Source organism: Kitasatospora sp. NPDC018058 (genome assembly GCF_044327205.1).
GTDB lineage: Bacteria > Actinomycetota > Actinomycetes > Streptomycetales > Streptomycetaceae > Kitasatospora.
Genome location: NZ_JBIRFA010000005.1, coordinates 102,749 through 121,860, shown reverse-complemented (window position 1 = coordinate 121,860; position 19,112 = coordinate 102,749). Strand labels below are relative to the sequence as shown.

The 19,112-nt window shown below is 72.7% G+C and carries 20 protein-coding genes; 12 read left to right on the top strand and 8 right to left on the bottom strand.

The features are described 5' to 3' along the window. Positions 1–128: 128 nt before the first annotated feature. From ACH4E7_RS08975 to hemB, 6 genes are all read left to right on the top strand, one after another. Complete coding sequence (locus ACH4E7_RS08975) at positions 129–980, top strand: exonuclease domain-containing protein (RefSeq protein WP_396248325.1); 852 nt, start codon at positions 129–131, stop codon at positions 978–980. A gap of 101 nt (positions 981–1,081) precedes the next feature. Further along, entirely contained in the window at positions 1,082–1,987 is a 906-nt protein-coding gene (locus ACH4E7_RS08970) for a redox-sensing transcriptional repressor Rex (protein ID WP_396248324.1), read from the top strand. Positions 1,988–2,012: 25 nt separating this feature from the next. Then, positions 2,013–3,353 (top strand): glutamyl-tRNA reductase, encoded by a 1,341-nt coding sequence (locus ACH4E7_RS08965; protein WP_396248323.1) that lies wholly within the window; start codon positions 2,013–2,015, stop codon positions 3,351–3,353. A 41-nt stretch (positions 3,354–3,394) separates the two neighbouring features. Then, a complete protein-coding gene (gene hemC, locus ACH4E7_RS08960) occupies positions 3,395–4,417 on the top strand; it encodes a hydroxymethylbilane synthase (RefSeq protein WP_396248322.1) in 1,023 nt (340 codons plus the stop codon). Continuing rightward, positions 4,414–6,060, top strand: a complete 1,647-nt coding sequence (locus ACH4E7_RS08955; RefSeq protein ID WP_396248321.1) for a uroporphyrinogen-III synthase — start codon at positions 4,414–4,416, stop codon at positions 6,058–6,060. Before hemC ends, ACH4E7_RS08955 begins: the two co-directional genes overlap by 4 nt. 73 nt (positions 6,061–6,133) lie before the next feature. Continuing rightward, complete coding sequence (gene hemB, locus ACH4E7_RS08950) at positions 6,134–7,117, top strand: porphobilinogen synthase (protein WP_396248320.1); 984 nt, start codon at positions 6,134–6,136, stop codon at positions 7,115–7,117. Between the two features lie 67 nt (positions 7,118–7,184). Here the strand turns inward: hemB and ACH4E7_RS08945 are convergent, their stop codons facing one another. From ACH4E7_RS08945 to ACH4E7_RS08935, 3 genes are all read right to left on the bottom strand, one after another. After that, positions 7,185–7,442 (bottom strand): hypothetical protein, encoded by a 258-nt coding sequence (locus ACH4E7_RS08945; RefSeq protein ID WP_396248319.1) that lies wholly within the window; start codon positions 7,440–7,442, stop codon positions 7,185–7,187. 212 nt (positions 7,443–7,654) lie between these two features. Continuing rightward, positions 7,655–7,999, bottom strand: a complete 345-nt coding sequence (locus ACH4E7_RS08940; protein ID WP_396248318.1) for a rodlet layer protein — start codon at positions 7,997–7,999, stop codon at positions 7,655–7,657. Positions 8,000–8,072: 73 nt separating this feature from the next. Beyond that, on the bottom strand, positions 8,073–8,417 hold the full coding sequence (locus ACH4E7_RS08935) for a rodlet layer protein (protein ID WP_396248317.1): 345 nt from the start codon (positions 8,415–8,417) through the stop codon (positions 8,073–8,075). Positions 8,418–8,731: 314 nt separating this feature from the next. On the opposite strand from ACH4E7_RS08935, the gene ACH4E7_RS08930 reads away from it, so the two are divergent. After that, a complete protein-coding gene (locus tag ACH4E7_RS08930; protein WP_396248316.1) occupies positions 8,732–9,439 on the top strand; it encodes a hypothetical protein in 708 nt (235 codons plus the stop codon). Positions 9,440–9,508: 69 nt separating this feature from the next. On the opposite strand, the gene ACH4E7_RS08925 is transcribed toward ACH4E7_RS08930, so the two are convergent. The 3 genes from ACH4E7_RS08925 to ACH4E7_RS08915 form a co-directional block, all read right to left on the bottom strand. Continuing rightward, positions 9,509–9,889 (bottom strand): hypothetical protein, encoded by a 381-nt coding sequence (locus tag ACH4E7_RS08925; protein ID WP_396248315.1) that lies wholly within the window; start codon positions 9,887–9,889, stop codon positions 9,509–9,511. 116 nt (positions 9,890–10,005) lie between these two features. Further along, positions 10,006–10,275: a chaplin gene (locus ACH4E7_RS08920; protein WP_396248314.1), complete on the bottom strand. Its 270-nt coding sequence runs from the start codon at positions 10,273–10,275 to the stop codon at positions 10,006–10,008. A gap of 109 nt (positions 10,276–10,384) precedes the next feature. Beyond that, the gene (locus ACH4E7_RS08915; RefSeq protein WP_396248313.1) at positions 10,385–10,627 is read right to left on the bottom strand and encodes a chaplin; all 243 of its coding nucleotides are present in this window, start codon (positions 10,625–10,627) and stop codon (positions 10,385–10,387) included. A gap of 572 nt (positions 10,628–11,199) precedes the next feature. Between ACH4E7_RS08915 and ACH4E7_RS08910 the strand changes: the two genes are divergently transcribed. Together ACH4E7_RS08910 and ACH4E7_RS08905 are read left to right on the top strand one after the other, a co-directional pair. Continuing rightward, positions 11,200–11,439 (top strand): chaplin, encoded by a 240-nt coding sequence (locus ACH4E7_RS08910; protein ID WP_396248312.1) that lies wholly within the window; start codon positions 11,200–11,202, stop codon positions 11,437–11,439. Between the two features lie 265 nt (positions 11,440–11,704). Then, positions 11,705–13,381 (top strand): RICIN domain-containing protein, encoded by a 1,677-nt coding sequence (locus ACH4E7_RS08905; protein ID WP_396248311.1) that lies wholly within the window; start codon positions 11,705–11,707, stop codon positions 13,379–13,381. Positions 13,382–13,398: 17 nt separating this feature from the next. On the opposite strand, the gene ACH4E7_RS08900 is transcribed toward ACH4E7_RS08905, so the two are convergent. After that, complete coding sequence (locus ACH4E7_RS08900) at positions 13,399–13,986, bottom strand: DUF4291 domain-containing protein (RefSeq protein WP_396248310.1); 588 nt, start codon at positions 13,984–13,986, stop codon at positions 13,399–13,401. Positions 13,987–14,141: 155 nt separating this feature from the next. Between ACH4E7_RS08900 and ACH4E7_RS08895 the strand changes: the two genes are divergently transcribed. Further along, the gene (locus tag ACH4E7_RS08895; protein WP_396248309.1) at positions 14,142–15,422 is read left to right on the top strand and encodes a hypothetical protein; all 1,281 of its coding nucleotides are present in this window, start codon (positions 14,142–14,144) and stop codon (positions 15,420–15,422) included. Between the two features lie 63 nt (positions 15,423–15,485). Continuing rightward, positions 15,486–15,977, top strand: coding sequence for a MarR family winged helix-turn-helix transcriptional regulator (locus ACH4E7_RS08890; RefSeq protein WP_396248308.1), 492 nt, complete (start codon positions 15,486–15,488; stop codon positions 15,975–15,977). Positions 15,978–16,084: 107 nt separating this feature from the next. Here the strand turns inward: ACH4E7_RS08890 and ACH4E7_RS08885 are convergent, their stop codons facing one another. After that, on the bottom strand, positions 16,085–17,275 hold the full coding sequence (locus ACH4E7_RS08885; protein WP_396248307.1) for a sensor histidine kinase: 1,191 nt from the start codon (positions 17,273–17,275) through the stop codon (positions 16,085–16,087). Between the two features lie 233 nt (positions 17,276–17,508). Between ACH4E7_RS08885 and ACH4E7_RS08880 the strand changes: the two genes are divergently transcribed. Next, a complete protein-coding gene (locus ACH4E7_RS08880) occupies positions 17,509–19,050 on the top strand; it encodes a glycosyltransferase family 39 protein (RefSeq protein WP_396248306.1) in 1,542 nt (513 codons plus the stop codon). Positions 19,051–19,112: the final 62 nt, after the last annotated feature.

Here is a 19,112-nt window from a genome sequence, read left to right as displayed (position 1 = left end):
CCGGCGGGGGCGGTTCGCCGAATCGTTGCCAAAGACACTCCGTTTCGGTTTGAGGAGGGGCGCCGCGGTCGGCTTACGATCGAACGCGTTTGCGCCCATGGGGGGCTGAGCACACGAGGAGTGCCGCCATGCTTCCCGGCCCGACCCCTGGGACGCCCCGAGCCCTGACGGGCCCCCGGGGCTTCGCGGTGGTGGACGTGGAGGCGACCGGCCGCAGCCCGTGGCGGCACCGGGTGGTCGAGATCGCGGTGGTGCTGCTGAACGAGCGGCTCTGCCCCGAGGGCGAGTTCGCCACCCTGCTGGACCCGCTGGGCCCGGTCGGCCCGACCCATGTGCACCGGATACGCCAGACCGACGTCGAGGGCGCCCCGCGCTTCCGGGAGATCGCCCCGAGGCTGCTGGAGCTGCTGGCCGGCCGGGTGCTGGTCGGCCATCACGTCAGCTGCGACCACGCCTTCCTGGACCGTGAGTTCGCCCGGATCGGGGTGCCGCTGCCGCCCGTCCCGCTGCTGTGCACCATGCAGCTGGCCCGCGAGCACCTGCCGGAGGCCCGCAGCCACGGCCTGGCGGCCTGTGTGGAGGCGGCGGGCCTGGGCTGGTACCCGGCGCACACCGCGCTGGGCGACGCCCGGGTGACCGCCGAGCTGCTGCGGCACTGCGTGGGCGCCCCGTCCTGCCCGCCGGACGACTGGGCCGGCCCGCTGCGGGAGGCCGCCCGGGTGCCCTGGCCGCGACTGGGGTGGGCGCGGTCCCGGTCGTCCGGCGCGCCCGTCCCGTTGGTCCGCCGCGAGGCGCTGTACGGCCCGCGGCTTCCTGGCGACCGGTCCTCGGAGGTGGTGCTGACCCAGGCCGGCGCCGTGCCCCCTCCCCCGCGCGAGCGCGGGGGCCTCCCACTCGGATCGGTCGACCCCCATGACGGCCGAGCCCTGACGGCTGTCGGACGGCAGGCCACCGACGCCGCTACCGGCTCGACGGCGTGATGCGTGTCACTGTGCGGGGACAAATCGGACACCATCTTTGTGCACACGTTCACAAACGCATAGCCTGGCTGCCAAAGCCCAGCTTCACCCACAGGAGCACCGTGGCAATCGGCCGATCACCACAGAGCAGTTCGCAGACGCCTGACCAGGGCGCCGCGCGCCGACCCTCGCGTGCCCGGGGCATCCCGGAGGCGACCGTCGCCCGCCTGCCCCTCTACCTGCGGGCCCTCACCGCGCTCTCCGAGCGCTCGGTGCCGACCGTCTCCTCCGAGGAGTTGGCCGCCGCGGCCGGAGTGAACTCGGCCAAGCTGCGCAAGGACTTCTCCTACCTCGGCTCCTACGGCACCCGCGGCGTTGGCTACGACGTCGAGTACCTCGTCTACCAGATCTCCCGCGAGCTCGGCCTGACCCAGGACTGGCCGGTCGTCATCGTCGGCATCGGGAACCTCGGGCACGCCCTCGCCAACTACGGCGGTTTCGCCTCCCGCGGTTTCCGGGTCGCCGCCCTGTTGGACGCCGACCCGAACGTGGTCGGTTCCACCGCGGCCGGACTGCCGGTGCGCCACATGGACGAGCTCGAGTCGATCGTCGAGAGCCAGCACGTCTCCATCGGCGTGATCACCACCCCGCCCGGCGCCGCCCAGCAGGTCTGCGACCGGCTGGTGGAGGCCGGCGTCACCAGCATCCTCAACTTCGCCCCGACCGTGCTGACCGTCCCGGACGGCGTGGACGTGCGCAAGGTGGACCTCTCCATCGAGCTGCAGATCCTGGCCTTCCACGAGCAGCGCAAGGCGGGCGAGGAGCCGGACCACACCGAGTCGGTGCTCGACCGCGCCCCCGGACCGGTCCGGGCGGCGGCCGCCAAGCTGCGCCGCGCGGCCGGCGGCGGCAGCGGCAAGGGCCGCGGCTCCGGCGAGGCGGGCGGCAAGGACCAGGCCGAGCCGTCGGCCAAGGGCAAGTCCGCCAAGGGCGGCGAGGGCGAGCTGTCCGCGGTGATGCCCGCATGAACACCGAGAGCTGTGGGGGGCGGGCATGAGTCTTCTCGTCGTCGGACTGAGCCACCGGACCGCACCGGTCGGCGTGCTGGAGCGTGCCGCGCTGACCGGTGAGGTCCCGACCCGACTGCTGCACGACGCGGCCGCCTCCTCGACCGTCGCCGAGGCCGCGTTGCTCAACACCTGCAACCGGATCGAGCTGTACGCGGACGTGGACAAGTTCCACGCCGGCGTCGCCGAGCTGTCGCTGCTGCTGGCCCACCACAGCGGGGTGGACCTGGAGGAGCTGACCTCCCACCTCTACGTCCACTACGAGGACCGCGCCGTCCACCACCTGTTCTCGGTGGCCTGCGGCCTGGACTCGATGGTCGTCGGCGAGGGCCAGATCCTCGGCCAGCTGCGCGACGCGCTGGCCAAGTCCCAGGACGAGCACACCGCCGGGCGCGGCCTGAACGAGCTGTTCCAGCAGGCCCTGCGGGTCGGCAAGCGGGCGCACAGCGAGACCGGCATCGACAAGGCCGGCCAGTCGCTGGTCACCTTCGGTCTGGAGCAGGTCGCGGCGGGCGCGGGCGAGATCGCCGGCAAGCGCGCGCTGGTGGTCGGCGCCGGCTCGATGAGCTCGCTGGCCGCGGCCACCCTGGTCCGCTCCGGCGTCACCGACCTGCTGATCGCCAACCGGACCCCGGCCCGGGCCGAGCGCCTGGTCGAGATCCTCGGCCCGGACGTGGCCCGCACCCTCGACCTCGCCAAGGTGCCGCAGGCGCTCGCCGACGTCGACCTGGTGATCTCCTGCACCGGCGCGGCCGGCGTGGTGATCAAAGCCGAGGACGTGGCCGCCGCGGTCGCCCTCCGCACCTCGCCGCAGCCGCTCGCCCTGCTCGACCTCGCCATGCCGCGCGACGTCGACCACGCGGTGCACGAGCTCGCCGGCGCCCTGCTGGTCGACCTGGAGAGCCTCTCCCACGCGCACGCCGCCAGCCCCGGCGCCGGCGACGTCGACCAGGTCACCCGGATCGTCGCCGACGAGGTGACCGCCTTCGGCGCCGCCCAGCGGGCCGCCCGGATCGCGCCCACCGTGGTCGCGCTGCGGGCGATGGCCTCCGACGTGGTCGCCGCCGAGCTGGGCCGGCTGGACTCCCGGCTGCCCGACCTGGACGAGCGCTCCCGCGCCGAGATCACCCAGACCGTCCGGCGCGTCGTCGACAAGCTGCTGCACGCCCCGACCGTCCGGGTGAAGCAGTTGGCCGCCGAGCCCGGCGGCGCCTCCTACGCGGACGCCCTGCGCGAGCTGTTCGACCTCGACCCGGCGGCCGTGCACGCCGTGTCGGGCACGCCCGTCGGCGGCCGGCCCCAGCCCTCGGGCGGGGGCGCCAGATGAACCGTCAGCCATCCCACGAGTACCACCGGGACGATCACCTCATGAATGGTCAACCGCTCACCGAGCAGGCCCCGGGAGCCCCCGCCCTGCGGCTCGGCACCCGGCGCAGCGCGCTCGCCATGGCCCAGTCGGGCATGGTCGCCCGCGAGGTGACCAGGCTCACCGGGCGCCCCGTCGAGCTGGTCGAGATCACCACCTACGGCGACACCTCCCGGGAGGCACTCGCGCAGATCGGCGGCACCGGCGTGTTCGTCTCCGCACTGCGGGACGCGCTGCTGGAGGGCCGGATCGACTTCGCCGTGCACTCGCTCAAGGACCTGCCCACCGCCTCGCCCGAGGGCCTGGTGCTGGCCGCCGTCCCCGAGCGCGAGGACGTCCGGGACGCCCTGGTCGCGGCCGAGGGCCTGAACCTGGACGAGCTGGTGGAGAAGCTGGCCGGAGCCGGCCGCCCGGCCCGGATCGGCACCGGCTCGCCGCGCCGGATGGCCCAGCTGAACGCCTGGGCGGTCGCCCGGGGCGCCCAGCTGGAGACCGTCGCGATCCGCGGCAACGTGGACACCCGGATCGGCTACGTGACCGGCGGCGAGCTGGACGCGGTCGTGCTGGCCACGGCCGGCCTCAACCGGCTCGGCCGCGGCGCCGAGATCTCCCAGCACCTCGACCCCGAGCTGATGATCCCGGCCCCCGGCCAGGGCGCGCTCGCGATCGAGTGCACCACCGCGGCCGTGCTTCCCGACGGGGGCTCGCTGACCGCCGCGCTCGCCCTGCTGGACCACGCCCCCACCAGGGTCGCCGTGGCCGCCGAGCGCGCCCTGCTGGCCACCCTGGAGGCCGGCTGCTCGGCCCCAGTGGCCGCACTGGCCACCTGGGGCCGGGAGAACGAACTGCAGTTGGACGGTGTGGTCGGCGACCCCGACGGCACCGCCCTGCTGAAGATGTCCGCCAACGGTCCGATCGTCCTCGACGAGACCGCCGAGCAGCAGGCGCGGGCCCTCGGCCACGCCCTGGCCGCCCGGCTGCTCGACGCGGGCGCGGCCGCCCTGATGGGGGAGCGAGCCCGATGAGCCCCACCGCCGCCACCGACGCCCTGTTCCCGGCAGGCCAACCCTCCGGACGGTGCACCTTCCTGGGCGCGGGCCCCGGCGACCCGGGCCTGCTGACCCTGCGCGCGGTCGACGTGCTGTCCTCGGCCGACATCCTGGTGGCCGACCCGCTGACCGCGGCGGCCGTGCGCACCCACTGCCCGTCCGGTGTGCAGGTGCACACCCCGGGCGCCGAGGGCGCCGAGTTCGACCTGGCCAAGCTGGTCGCCGAGGCCGTCCGGTCCGGCAAGCACGTGGTCCGCACCGTCGACGGCGACCCGGGCCTGGACGGCTGCGCCGCCGAGGAGATGCTCAGTTGCGCGGGCGACGGGATCCCCTTCGAGGTGATCCCGGGCGTCGCCCAGTCGGTCGGCGTCCCGGCCTACGCGGGTGTCCCGCTGCGAGGCGCGGCCGGCACCGACGTCCGCTTCGTGGACGGCGCCCAGCTGCTGTCCGGCGGCCCGGTCGACCTGGGCGCGCCGGAGACCACCCTGGTGGTGCGCACCACCCTGGGCCAGCTGCCGGCCACCGCCAACGCCCTGGTCTCCAACGGCCGCAAGCCGGAGTCGGCGCTGAGCGCCACCCTCTCCGGCACCACCACCCGCCAGCGCACCTTCACCTCCACGCTGTCCGCCATCGCGGCCGACCTGAAGGCCGCCCGGGTGCTGCCCTCGCCGGTCTCCGCCCCAGTGGACCCGGCCACCTCGGTGATAGCCGTGGTGGGCGAGCAGGTCGCCCACCGCGCCTCGCACTCGTGGTTCGAGACCAAGCCGCTGTTCGGCTGGAACGTGCTCGTGCCGCGCACCAAGGAGCAGGCCCACGGCCTGTCCGAGCAGCTGCGCTCGTACGGCGCGGTGCCGCAGGAGGTGCCGACCATCGCGGTCGAGCCGCCGCGCACCCCGCAGCAGATGGAGCGGGCCATCAAGGGCCTGGTCACCGGCCGCTACGAGTGGATCGCCTTCACCTCGGTGAACGCCGTCCGCGCCGTCCGGGAGAAGTTCGAGGAGTACGGCCTGGACGCCCGCGCGTTCGCCGGGATCAAGGTCGCGGCGGTCGGCGAGACCACCGCGCAGGCCCTGGTGGACTTCGGCGTGAAGCCGGACCTGGTGCCCTCCGGCGAGCAGTCCGCGGCCGGGCTGCTGGAGGACTGGCCGCCGTACGACCCGGTGTTCGACCCGATCGACCGGGTGCTGCTGCCGCGCGCCGACATCGCCACCGAGACCCTGGTGGCCGGCCTGGTCGAGCTCGGCTGGGAGGTCGACGACGTGACGGCGTACCGGACGGTGCGCGCCTCGCCGCCGCCGGCCGAGACCCGCGAGGCGATCAAGGGCGGTGGCTTCGACGCGGTGCTGTTCACCTCGTCCTCGACCGTGCGGAACCTGGTCGGCATCGCCGGCAAGCCGCACAACGTCACGGTCATCGCCTGCATCGGCCCGGCCACCGCCAAGACCGCCGAGGAACACGGCCTGCGGGTCGACGTGATGGCCCCGGCGCCGTCGGCGGCCGCGCTGGCCCAGGCGCTGGCAGACTTCGGGGCCAAGCGTCGCGACACCGCGACGGCCGCGGGCGAGCCGGTCTACCGGCCCAGCGAGCGCCGTCCGGGCTCGCGCCGCAAGGCCCGCTGAGGCCCCCAACCAGTGTGCCGGGGGTGGAAGTCCACCGCCCCCGGCACGGCACAACCGTTCGGAGAGAGAAGCCGTGTCCGCTGAATTCCCGTACGTTCGCCCCCGCCGGCTGCGCCAGAGCCCGGCGATGCGCCGGCTGGTCGCCGAGACCCGGCTGCACCCGGCGGAGCTGATCCTGCCCGCCTTCGTCAGCGAGGGCATCACCGAGGCGAAGCCGATCGCCTCGATGCCCGGGGTGGTCCAGCACACCCGGGACACCCTCCGGAAGGCCGCGGTGGAGGCCGCCGAGGCCGGTGTGGGCGGCATCATGCTGTTCGGCCTGCCCGAGGTGAAGGACGCGGTCGGTTCCGAGGGGACCAACCCGGACGGGATCCTGCAACAGGCCATCCGCGACGTGGTCGCGGAGGTCGGCGACCAGTTGGTGGTCATGTCGGACCTCTGCCTGGACGAGTTCACCGACCACGGCCACTGCGGCGTGCTGGCCGAGGACGGCAGCGTGGACAACGACGCGACCCTGGCGCGTTACGCCGAGATGGCCGTGGTCCAGGCCGAGGCGGGTGTCCACATGGTCGGCCCGTCGGGGATGATGGACGGCCAGATCGCCGTCATCCGGCGGGCGTTGGACGAGGCCGGCCACCAGGACGTCAGCGTCCTCGCCTACACCGCCAAGTACGCCTCCGCGCTGTACGGCCCGTTCCGCGAGGCCGTCAACTCCTCGCTCAAGGGTGACCGCAAGACCTACCAGCAGGACCCGGCCAACGCCCGCGAGGCCCTGCGCGAGCTGGAGCTGGACCTCGCCGAGGGTGCGGACCTGGTGATGGTCAAGCCGGCCATGCTGTACCTGGACGTGCTGCGGCAGGTCGCCGACGTCTCGTCGGTGCCGGTGGCCGCCTACCAGATCTCCGGTGAGTACTCGATGGTGGAGGCCGCTGCCGCCAACGGCTGGATCGAGCGGGAGCGCACCATCCTGGAGACGCTCACCTCGATCCGCCGGGCCGGCGCCGAGCAGATCCTCACCTACTGGGCTGTCGAGGCCGCTCGGATGCTCAAGCGGTAAGCGCTTCAAGGCGGACGGAAGGCCGGGCCCCTCGTCGGAGAGGGGCCCGGCCTTCCGCGTTCCGCTATCAGTCGATGTGCGCGAAGCCCGCGCCGCCGCCGACCAGCTCGGTGGAGGTGGCGGCGCCACCGCCGAAGCCGCCGGCGACGATGTCGGAGGTGTGGGCGACGCCGAAGCCTCCGCCGGCCACGAACGGCGGGTTGGCCGAGGCCTTGATGCCGCCGCCGCCCACCACGCCGACGTGGGCGAACGCCGGGGTGGCGGCACCGGCGAGCGCCAGCGCGGCGGTGGCGGTCAGGGCGGCCTTGGCCAGCTTGCTCTTCATGGATCTGCCCTCTCTGTGGGAGCGCCCCCGCGGGCGCTCTGACTCTGACTCGTGATCACATCCGTTCCGTCCGGCCCGACGCCCCACGCGCCGGGCCGGACGGAACGGTCACCCGGCCGAGCGGTGAGCCCGGCCGGACTCCTCGTCCCGCAGCCCGGAGGGCCCGGGGAGACCTTCCTCCCCGGGCCCTCCGACCGTGCCATGCCCCTTGATCAGCCGATCAGGTGCGAGATACCCGCGTCGCCCGAGGACTGGGTGTTCTGGCCGACGTTGCAGATCTGCTTCGGGGTGCTGTCCAGGATCGGCACCTCGATCGGAACCGCGGCGCCGGCGGCGGTGAGCGCGATGTTGTGGATCTCCGGCAGGCAGAGGTTCGGGTTGTCCAGGGCGTGGAAGTTCGGGCTGCCGTTGCCATGGGTGCCGGTCTGGTTGGTGCCGCCGTTGCCCTGGACCGTGGTGGCGGCGCCGTCCGAGTCGGCGATGGCGGAGGCCGAGCCGGCGGACATCGCGAGGGCGGCGGCAGCCAGTCCGGCGGCGGCGAGGGACTTCTTGATCATTTCTGGTTTTCCTCTCGGGGGTGAATCGGGGGGCGATTCGAGGGTGGTTCGGGGGGAGCCGTGAGGGGACCGGTCAGCCGACCAGGTGGGACACGCCCGCGTCGCCGTGGCTCTGGGTGCCCTGCCCCTGGGTGCAGTACTGCCGGCCACCGCTGTTGGCGATCGGGACCTCGACCGGGATGGCCAGACCGAGCCCGCTCACGGCGATGTTGTGGATCTCGGGGAGGCAGACGTTCGCGTTGTCCAGGAAGTGGAAGTTCGGGCTGTCGTTCCCGACGGTGCCGGTGAAGTTGGTGCCGCCGTTGCCCTCGATCGAGGCGGCGGCGCCGTCCGCGTCACCGATGGCGGCGGCCGGCGCGGCGGCGGCGGCCAGCGCGGCGACGGCCAGGCCGGCGGCGGCGAAGGACTTCTGGATCATGGGGAGATCCCTCTCTGAAATGCTTTGGGTTTTCCGTGCGGTACAACGCGTAGAACGCTCAGAACCGTTCTGCAGTCACTGACGTCCAGATCAAAGAATGACGGCACGGAAGGTTACGGGGATTTTTGAAAAGAGTCCGGGAGGCGCGTCGAAGGGTGGTTTTTGGTCGGACTATTAGGCCGAACCGGTTAATGCTCGCAATCCGAACTCGCGGTCATTCGTTGAGGCAGATTGTTTTCCGGCTGCGGCCCCGCAGCCCTCCCCCGTAGATCTCCAGTACGCCTCCAGTACGGACAGGCAGAACGGTGAAAAGCATGAAGTTCTCCAAGCGGGCCGGCGTGATGCTGCTGGCGGTCGGTGCGGGCATGCTCGCCTCCCAGGGATCGGCCTGCGCCGCCCCGGTAAGCCCCGACCAGGTCGGAGCCCTGGAGGGCAAGCTGGCCACCCGGCTGGTCCCGGCGGACGTGCCGCTCACCCCGCTGGGCAGCCACCTGCACTCCGACATCCCGACCTCGCTGCTGATGCCGCCGGCGCCCGGCCGGACCACCGACAACGGGTTGCTCCCGGACCACCTCGTGCCCCGGCTGGCCACCGGCAAGGTCGGCCCGGGCGCCAAGGCCCAGCTGCCGCTTCCGCTGGTCGACCAGGGCGCCGACCTCGGCGAGGTGCTGCTGGAGGCCCCGGCCGCGCCGCTGCAGGCCGAGACCCCCGGCATGGACGTCGGCAAGCCGCTGGCCCTGGTCCACGACGGCACCGGCCAGCTCGCCGACGGCCGGCTCAAGGTGGACGAGGTGGACCCGCGCCTGGTGTCCGGCGCCGTGCAGACCGTCCCCGGGGCCACCGCCAGCCTCGGCGGCGACGAGAGCCGGCTCTCCGTCACGGACGAGGTGAACGACCTGGCCGACACCACCACCGCGACCGCCACCGGCGTCCTGCGGCAGACGGACCTGGCCGACACCACCACGGTGACCGTCACCGGTCTGGGGCGGCAGTCGGGGCCGGCCGGGCTGACCCGGCTCTGAGCTCCGGCGCCGGACACGGCGGAGCCCGGCACCCCGTTCGCCGTCAGGGGTGCCGGGCTCCGCTGCGGTTCAGCCCGGCAGGACGCCGGTCAGCCCGCCGACCAGTGGGAGGTCCTTGATGCCGCCGCCCGCGCTCAGCGGGCCGGTCAGCGTGCTGGTGCCGACCGGGGCCAGGCCCTGGTCCGGTTGGACGGTCGCGCCGTTGTTGAGCACGTCGGCCGAGGAGTTGGCAAACGGGTCCAGACGCAGGCTCTTGATCGCCGCGACGCCGTAGCCGAGGCCGGTCGTCGTCCCGTTCAGCGCCTGCCCGACGTCGGTCCTGGTCAGCGAGGCCGGGCCCGCCGCAGGCGCCTGCCCCGAGGTGGTGGCGGCCTGCGCCGAACCGGTGCCGAGCAGCACCGCCGCGCCCGCGGCGGCGGCCAGGCCCGCCCCGCGCTTCATCGAAACCATACGGATCACCCTTCGGTGGATCGGGGTTCCCCGGGACAGCCCGCCCGGGGATGCCGAACTGCCCCCCGGCCGGCTGGTCGGGGGGCAGTTCGGCCGGAACACGCGCCTATCGCGGATCAGCAGTCGTCCGCGGGCTTCGGGTGCACCTCCACGTTGGCGCACTTGTTGCCGAAGGCCGGGTTCAGCAGGCCGGTGGCGCCGAAGGTGTTGCCGCACACGTTGAGCGGGATGTCCACCGGCACCTGGAGCTGGTTGCCGGAGACGAAACCGGGGGAGCCGGCGGCCACGCCCTCCGCGCTCGAGTTGGCGGCGGCGGAGCCCACCGCGCCCAGCACCAGGCCGGCAGCGGCGGCGGAGAGGACAGCGGCCTTCTTCACGTTCTGCATGGGGGTTGATCTCCTCGATCACACACGGGTGGAGCGTGCCGCGCCCCGGCGCTGCGGAGCGCGGCACGGACTCGGTGAGTCGGCGGTCGCCGGAGCGGCGACCGCCGGGTCAGCCGAGGTTGGCGCAGTGGTTGCCGAAGGCCGGGTTCATCGGGCCGACGGCGGAGAGGGTGTTGCCGCACAGGTTGATCGGGATGTGGATCGGAACCTGGAGCTGGTTGCCGGAGACGAAACCGGGGGAGCCGGCGGCCACGCCCTCCGCGCCCGAGCTGGCGAACGCGCCACCGGCGGCACCGAGCACCATGCCGGTGGCGGCCAGCGACAGGGCGGTCGCCTTCTTGAGGTTGCGCATGATTTTCCTCCGAGGTTCTTCCCGACGGAACGGAAATGTCGGGAGTCGGGCGAGCGGGAATGCCGGCCCGATGGCTTCAGGGATTGCCGTGATTGTCGCTCCGACGGCGCACACCGGTGTGTTCCGCCCATGGCTCGGGCGTCGACGCAGCCGCCGCATTGTTCCAGCGCCAGGCGAACAATTCCCGCACGGCCGGGAACGGTTCGGACAAAGGCGTGACCAGGAATTCCCGGTCAGGCGTTCAGGCGGTGTCGCCGAACGCCGGGTTCTGGGGGGCCCGCCACGTCGACCGACTTGCCGGTGGCCTCGGTGCCGACGAGACCGTGGGCGAGTTGCGCATGGGCGGTACTCGATTCGTTGAGTAGGGCCGGGTGGTGGACCGTCTTCCGTGAGAGAGAACGAGGCGGTACACGGGGGGAAACGGTCTGGCCCGTCGATCACCCGAATGCCGGTCAGCGGCTCCAATGCTCCAGGTGGGTGACAGTGCGCGCACCGTCGCAACCGCCCCGGACAGGTCTCGTTCTAGATGTCGCACTCCCCGTGCATCTCTGTTGAACAGTCAGGAGGCTCGCATGAGCATCAAGAAGACCGCCGCCGTCGGCGCGGCCGTGGTGGGCATCGTGGCCGCCGGCGCCGGCACCGCCATGGCCAGCTCCGGCGCCGAGGGTGTCGCCGCCGGCTCCCCCGGTGCCATCTCGGGCAACCAGCTCCAGGTTCCGATCCACATCCCGATCAACCTGTGCGGCAACACCGTCAACGCCGGTGGCCTGTTGAGCCCGGCGTACGGCAACCACTGCGCCAACGTGGGCTGATTCCACACCCGGTTCGGCCGGTGAGAGCCGCCGTTCCGCGCTTCCCTCCTGGGGCGCGGAACGGCGGCTCTTTTCCTGTCCGTGCGGCTGTCGTCACCGTCGCCGCTGTCGCCGCGTCAATGCGAGGTGTTGTCACGAGGCTTGTTGCACTACTTGTCAGTACCTAGAATGTGAGACCTGCTCACCTTTCCTGCTCCTCTCTTGCTCCGCGCCGCTCGGCGCCCCCGGCCGGGCGGTTCCCCACCCCCCCCGCAAGGAGTCGCGTGTGATCAGGTTCCGCATCCCAGCGGCGCGGCGGACGCGAACGGGCGCTTCCCGGTCCGCGGCGCTGCTCGCCACCGGCGTCCTCGTCGCCGCCCTCGGCCTGGCCGGCGCCCCTGGCGCCCTCGCCGACACCACTCCGGCCCCGGCGCCCGACGCCGTCCGCCCGGCCGCCGTCGTCGCCCTCGGCGACAGCGCCATCTCCGGGGAGGGCGCCGGCACCGACACCAACGACGGCTACTTCCCCGAGACCGACAGCCCCACCGACTACTGCCACCGGCACCCCAAGTCGGAGATCTTCGTCACCGACATCCCCGGGGTGACCCCGATCGACCTCGCCTGCTCCGGCGCCCAGACCGGCGACCTGGTGAGCGACCCCGAGCTGGCCAAGATCACCGGCTCGGGCAGCGGCGACTTCGGCGAGCCCAAGCAGGACGTCAAACTCGCCGACGTGGCGGGCAAGTACGACGTCAAGCTGGTCGTCGTCACGATCGGCGCCAATGACGACTTCGACTTCAGCGGCATCATGATGCACTGCCTCGCGCAGTACTTCCCGATCCCCAAGGACCAGGGCTGCCGGGACACCATCGGCAGCGACGAGATCCGCCAGCGGGCCAAGCGGGTCCAGCCCAAGGTCGTGGCCGCGCTGCAGAACATCCGGCAGACCATGCGCAAGGCCGGCTACGCCGACTCCTCGTACCAACTGGTGTACCAGTCGTACTTCAACCCGATCACCCCGGACATCCGGCGCAACGACTACCTCGGCAAGATCGCCGACGGCTGCCCGGCCTTCCCGGAGGACCTCGCCTGGGGCCACAACTGGGTGGTGCCGACGTTCAGCGACGCGCTCCGCGGCGCGGCCGAACAGGTGCCCGGCGTGCGGTACCTGGACCAGCGGCGGGTCGCCTTCGGGCACGAGGTGTGCGCGGAGTGGACCAGCTCCCCGTACGAGTACAGCAACGGGGACGTCATCAATCTCTCCGAGTGGGCGCGCAACGGCTGCGACTCGCAGATCGGCATCCCCGGGCTGTGCATGAACATGGTCCGCCAGTCGTACCACCTGCGGGTGGCCGGCTACCGCGGCGAGGGCGTCTGCCTCGGCCAGTTCTTCGCCCGCCCCGACCTCGCCCAGGCGTACTGCACCCTCAACCAGCAGAACACCACCGCGATCCAGCCGCTCACCCCGGGCAAGCCCTTCGGCGACGTCCCCGAGGACGGCTCCTGGTACCAGCTCACCAACGCGGCCACCGGCAACGCCCTCGACCTCTCCGGCGGCGGCACCTACGGCGACTCCACCGACGGGCGGGCCGCGATCAGCTACCCGGCCACCGGCGGGCTGAACCAGTCCTTCGTCCTGGAGGCCAAGGCCGGCGGCAGCTACGAGCTGGACTTCAGCGGCAACCGTGACATGTGCCTGGACGCCAACGCCGCGTCCACCGCCGTCGGCACCCGCATCCAGCAGTGGGGCTGCAACGGCGGCGCCAACCAGCACTGGGTCTTCAAGCCGGCCGGCAACGGCGGCTACAAGATCGCCGACTCGGCCGACCCCACCAAGGTCCTCTCCGCCGGCGCCACCCTCGACGCCAAGGGCAACCCCTCCATCGAACTCGCCCAGGACACCGGCGCCCCCGCCCAACTCTGGCAGCTCACCAAGCTCGGCATCGTCTACGTGCACAGCTGACGCGGGCCCGGAGCGCCTCAGGCCGTCGCCGCCCCCAGCCGGGCGGCGACGGCCGCGCTCATCGGGTACGGCGTCTCGGCCGGCAGCAGCGCCGGGTCGCGCTCCCGTCGCATCGGGTCGGCCAGCTCGGTGACGTCCGTGATCCGCCGGATCCACTCGTCCGCGTAGCGTCGCACCGCCTCGCCGCGCAGCCCGACCTGGATCGCGCGCCACTCCAGCGCCCCGAGGTTCGGCCCGCGCTCCGGGTCCCACTGCGCCCGCACCGGGCTCTGCCGCAGCTCCCGCTTCCACTGCGCCTGTGAGGCGTGCACCCGACCGGTGTAGGCGCTCAGCACCGCCCGCTCCAGCGCCCAGTCGAAGCCCTCGCGGTCGATCTCCACCCCCAGCACCCGCTCCTGACCCGGGCTCCGGCCCCAGTCGCTGCGGTGCATCATCCAGAGGAACGAGGGTTTGATCCAGGTCATCCGGTCCCGCTTGAACGCCTCCGGGAACCGCCCTTCGGCCGCCGCCGGCTCGGCGATCCGCGGTGGGAAGGCCTGGTAGACGGTGATCGTGTCGGCGGTGTGGAGGGCCCGGATCTGGTGCTTCGGTGGCTGGAACGGCATGGGCGGAATCGTCGCGGGCGCCGTGTTCCGGGCGCCAGGGGTTTTGCGGCGGGCGGGGGAGGGTGGCGCGGGTGGGGGCGTGCCGTAGGCTCACGGGAAAATCGTTGCGCCGGAGCCGCGCGCACCTTGAGCGGGGCGGGGAGTACCCAGAGCAGATGAGCACGGCATCGAGCACCGAGTCGTCCAGCACCGAGCCCGGGGCGCTCGTGGCGCCGGTTGTGGAGCGGCCCGAGGAACGGGCGGGACGGGCACCCGGGCGGTTCGGGGCGCTGGTGGACCGCTTCGCGCCCGCGCTGGGCGCGTACGCGGTGGTCAAGGCGATCGGTCTGACCGTCTTCCTGATGCTGCTGGAGCACACCGGGGACTACCTGAAGAAGCAGGTCGGCCGGGGCGGCGGCACCCACGCGTGGGACGTGCTGGGCACCTGGGACGGCGTCTGGTACCAGCGGATCGCCGAGAACGGCTACGACCCGCAGCTGATCCCGCTGCACGGCTTCCCGCTGGCCACCTACTACGAGAACTCCGCCGCCTTCTTCCCGCTCTACCCCTGGCTGATGCGGCTGGTCGGCGCGGTCACCGGGCTCGGCCCGTACGGCTCCGGGATCGTGGTCTCGGTGCTCGCCTCGCTGGCCGCCGCGGCCGGGATCTTCGCGATCGCCGAGCGGCTCGGCGGGTTCCGGGCGGGTGTGATCGCCGCGGTGATCTGGGGCCTGTTCCCGGGTTCGGGCGTGGAGTGGGCGGTCTATTCGGACTCGCTGTTCGTCGCGCTGTCCGCCTGGGCCTGCTACTGCGTGATGACCCGCCGCTGGGTGGCCGCCGGCCTGCTCGCCCTGGTGGCGGGCCTCAACCGGCCGACCGCCGCCGCGCTGATCGCCGCCGTCTCGATCGCCGCGCTGGTCGCGCTGATCCGCCGCACCGACGGGGTGGCCCGCCCGCTGACCGCGATGCTGATCACCCCGTGGGGTCTGATCGGCTACGTCGCCTGGGTCGGCTGGCGGATGGGCGACTGGGGCGGTTACTTCAAGCTCCAGCGCGGCGCCTGGAACCGCTACTTCGACTTCGGCGCCTCCACCGTCCGCACCGTCATGGACGTGATCACCGGCCACTGGGACTTCTGGCAGTCCAATCCCGTGCCGGACCTGATCGCCATCGCCCTGCTGATCGCCCTGCCCGGCCTGCTGGTGCTGCTCCGGCGGGTCCGGCCGCCGCTGGTCCTGTGGGTCTACACCGCACTGACCCTCTTCACCGCGCTGAGCAGCAACCAGATCTTCGGCAACATCTCCCGCTACCTGCTGCCGGCCTTCCCGCTGTTCATCGGCCTGGCGGTGGCGCTGCGCCGGGTGCGGACCTCCTCGCTGGTCGGGCTGTTCGCGATGCCGGCGATCGCGGCGGGCTGGTACGCGGGGTATGCGCTGTTCGAGTTGGGTATTCCGTAACCCCGGCGTTGGTTGGCAACGGGATCATCCGGCAGCAGACGGGCCGTTGCTAATCTCGGACGTATGACGACGACCCCGCCGGTGCGCCAGATTCGCGATATTTCCGGCTTGCTCGACCACGCGAGCCACGTGCTGGCGACCCGGATGGCGGCCGCCTTCACCGAGCTCGGGATCACCCCCCGCGCGTACTGCGTGCTGTTCCACGCGCAGGAGGCCGAGCGCACCCAGATCCAGCTGGCCGAGCTGGCGGACCTGGACAAGACCACCATGGTGGTCACCGTCGACGAGCTGGAGAAGGCGGGCCTGGCGGAGCGCCGCCCGTCCGCGACCGACCGCCGGGCCCGGATCATCTCGGTCACCGAGGACGGCGCCCGCGCCGTGGAGAAGGGCACCGCGATCGCCGACCGGGTGCACCGTGAACTGCTGGAGTCGCTGGCGCAGCCCGAGCAGGACATGTTCGTCTCCGCCCTCACCCGCCTGGTGGAGGGGCACCTGGCCGAGCCGGTGGAGAGCGAGCGCACCGTCCGCCGTGCCCGCCGCCCCCGGGGTCAGTGATCCACGCCGCGGGCCTGCTCGCGGTGGCGTCGGTGCTCGCGGTCGCGGTCCTGCGGCCGACCGCGCGGCAGGACGGGAGTCCGGTCCCGGCGGCCGCAGCGGATCGGTCAGGACGGGGTCTTGAGCGGGAGGATGGCGCGGATCCGGAAGCCGCCGCCGGGGCGGGGGCCCACGTCGAGGCTTCCGCTGACCATGCCGACCCGTTCGCGCATGCCGATCAGGCCGTGGCCCGGGCCGTCCGCGCCGCCGGTGGTCAGGTTCTCGTCGGTGCTGCCGCGTCCGTCGTCCTCGACCAGGACGGCCAGTTCGCGTTCGCCGAAGTCGACGGCGACCCGGGCGTGTACGTCGGGGCCGCCGTGTTTGCGGACGTTGGTCAGTGCCTCCTGGACGATCCGGTAGACGGTGAGTTCGACGCCGCGCGGTAGTTCGCGGGGGTGTCCGGAGGTGGCGTAGTCCACCTGCAGTCCGGCGGTGCGGACCTGTTCCAGTAGTTCCGGGAGTTTCTCGACGCCCGGTTGGGGGACGTATTCCTCGGCGGTGTCGGAGGTGCGCAGTACGCCCAGGAGGCGGCGCATCTCGACCAGGGCCTGTCGTCCGGTGGAGGCGATCGTGCCGAGTGCCTCCTTCGCCTGTCGGGGGGAGTTGTCGAGGACGTACGCGGCGCCGTCGGCCTGGACGATCATCACCGAGACGTTGTGGGCGACCACGTCGTGCAGTTCGCGGGCGATGCGGGCGCGTTCGGCGGCGACCGCGACCTTGGCCTGGGCGTCCCGTTCGCGTTCCAGGCGGGCCGCGCGGTCCTCCAGCTCGGTGAGGTAGGCGCGGCGCACCCTGGTCAGTCGGCCCCAGGCCCAGCAGAGGATGAACGGGGTGGCCAGGAACCCGGAGAGCAGGGCGGCCCGCGGCCAGCCGGCCGTCGGCCCGCCGGGATCGAAGCGCCAGACCGCCAGCGGGCCGGCCAGCGCGCCGCCGGCCAGCGCGAGTCGGGAGGCCCAGACCGGGCCGTACGCGGCGGCGGTGTACGCCAGGGCGAGGTAGCCGGCGCTGGCCGGGCCCGCTGCGACGTCGAGGACGAGCTGGCCGACCCCGAGCAGGACGCCGCCGACCGCGGCCGGACCGGGGGCCCGGCGCCGGACGACGAGCAGCGCGGCCAGCAGGACGGCCGAGGCCGCCCGCCAGGCCAGCTGCGGGCCGGCGAACCGTGACGCGTGCAGCAGGCCGATGACCAACAGCAGCCCGGCCCAACCGGCGTCGACCGTCATCGGGCGGGTGCGCAGCCGGACGTTGAGTCGATGCACATCCTCAGGCTAGGCAGCCGTGTCCCGTGCCCAGGTCCACCGGAAGTCTGAGGCGGCATCAGCCACAGGGTGGAGATGAACTCGTCAAGGGGCGCTCGAAAGCAGCTGTTTAGCGGACGAGTCAAACACGTGGAGCCTCGCTCGGTAGTTCGAGGAGGATCCGACACGGGTCGTGACGCCCGGCGTCCGGCTTGCCCAAGTGTCGGCAGACCTACCGGTACGTGAGGGTTGTGATGGCTACCACTGGAATAGACGAGACACGGCTCTCCGAGCGACGGGGGGCCGAGGTGCCCCCGTCGGCGGCGGTGCCGGCCTGGCGGCCGGTGGCCGCGGTGGCGGCGGGGACGGCGGTCGTACTGCTGCTGTTCGCCAACGAATACGGCTACGACGCGGACGAGTTGTACTTCCGGATGCTGGGTGAGCGGGGGCCGGCCTGGGGCTATGTGGACCAGCCGCCGGCGCTGCCGCTGGTGGTCCGGGCGGCCACGCTGGTCCTGGGGGACAGCCTCTGGGCGATCCGCGTCCCGGCCGTGCTGTGCGCGGCGGCGGTGGTGGTGCTCGGTTCGCTGATCGCGGTCGAGCTGGGGGCCTCGCGGCGGGCGCAGCTGATGACGGCGCTCGGGCTCGGCAGCTCGGTGATGGTGCTGAGCGTCGGCCACTGGATCCTGACCAGCAGCCTGGACGCGGTGGCCTGGTGCCTGGTGATGCTGTTCGTGCTGCGGGCGCTGCTACGGCAGGACGGCCGGTGGTGGATCTGGGCCGGTGTGGTGTGCGGAGTGGCGCTGTACGCCAAGTACATGGTGCTGCTGCTGCCGGTGTCGCTGTTGCTCGGTCTGGCCCTGGCCGGGCCCCGGCAGGTCTTCCGCGACCGGCGGCTCTACCTGGGGATGGTGCTGGCGCTGGTGATCGGGGCGCCGAACCTGATCTACCAGATCACCCACGACTTCCCGCAGATCCAGATGGCGCACGCGCTGGGCGCCAGCGACGGTTCGGCGAACCGTTCGCTGTTCGTCTCGAACCTGCTGCTGCTGCTCGGCCCGGGTCTGGCGGTGTTCTGGATCGCCGGCCTGATCGGCCTGTTCCGCAAGCGGGAGTGGCGCCCGGTGCGGGCGGTGGCGGTCGGCTACCTGCTGGCGACGGTCGCCGCGCTGATGATCGAGGGCGGCCGGCCGGACTACACCGGCGGGTTCCTGATCGCGCTGTTCGCGGTCGGGGCGATCCGGGCCGACCGCTGGATCGCCCGCGGTCGGCGGCGGCTGCCGGTGGTGGCGGTCGGGCTGGTGCTGACCTCGCTGCTCCAGCTGCTGCTGGCGCTGCCGGTGATCCCGGAGAAGTCGCTGCACCAGGCGGCGATCAACAGCATGGCCCTGGAGACGGTCGGCTGGCCGACCACGGTGGCCCAGGTGGCGGCGGTGTACGACGGGCTGCCGGCCGAGGAGAAGGCCCGCGCGGTGCTGCTGGCGGGCAACTTCGGCGAGGCCGGCGCGCTGGACCGCTTCGGCGGGAAGTACCACCTGCCCGAGGTCTACAGCGGGCACAACGAGCTCCACAACTGGGGACCGCCGCCCGACTCCGCGGACGTGGTGGTCACCGTCGGGGTCGACCAGGCCCGGCTCACCGCCGACTTCGAGCGGTGCACGGACGCCGCCAAGCTCGACAACGGGCTGGACATCAGCAATCCGGAGCAGGGCCGGCAGATCTCGGTCTGCCGGGGGCCGCGCGCGCCGTGGAAGACGCTCTGGCCCGCGTACCGCCATCTCGGCGCGTACGAGTGACGGACCGCGGACACCCGTGAGTCGCAGCCCCGCAGAGCAGGCCGAAGGCCGAGGAGGAGTAG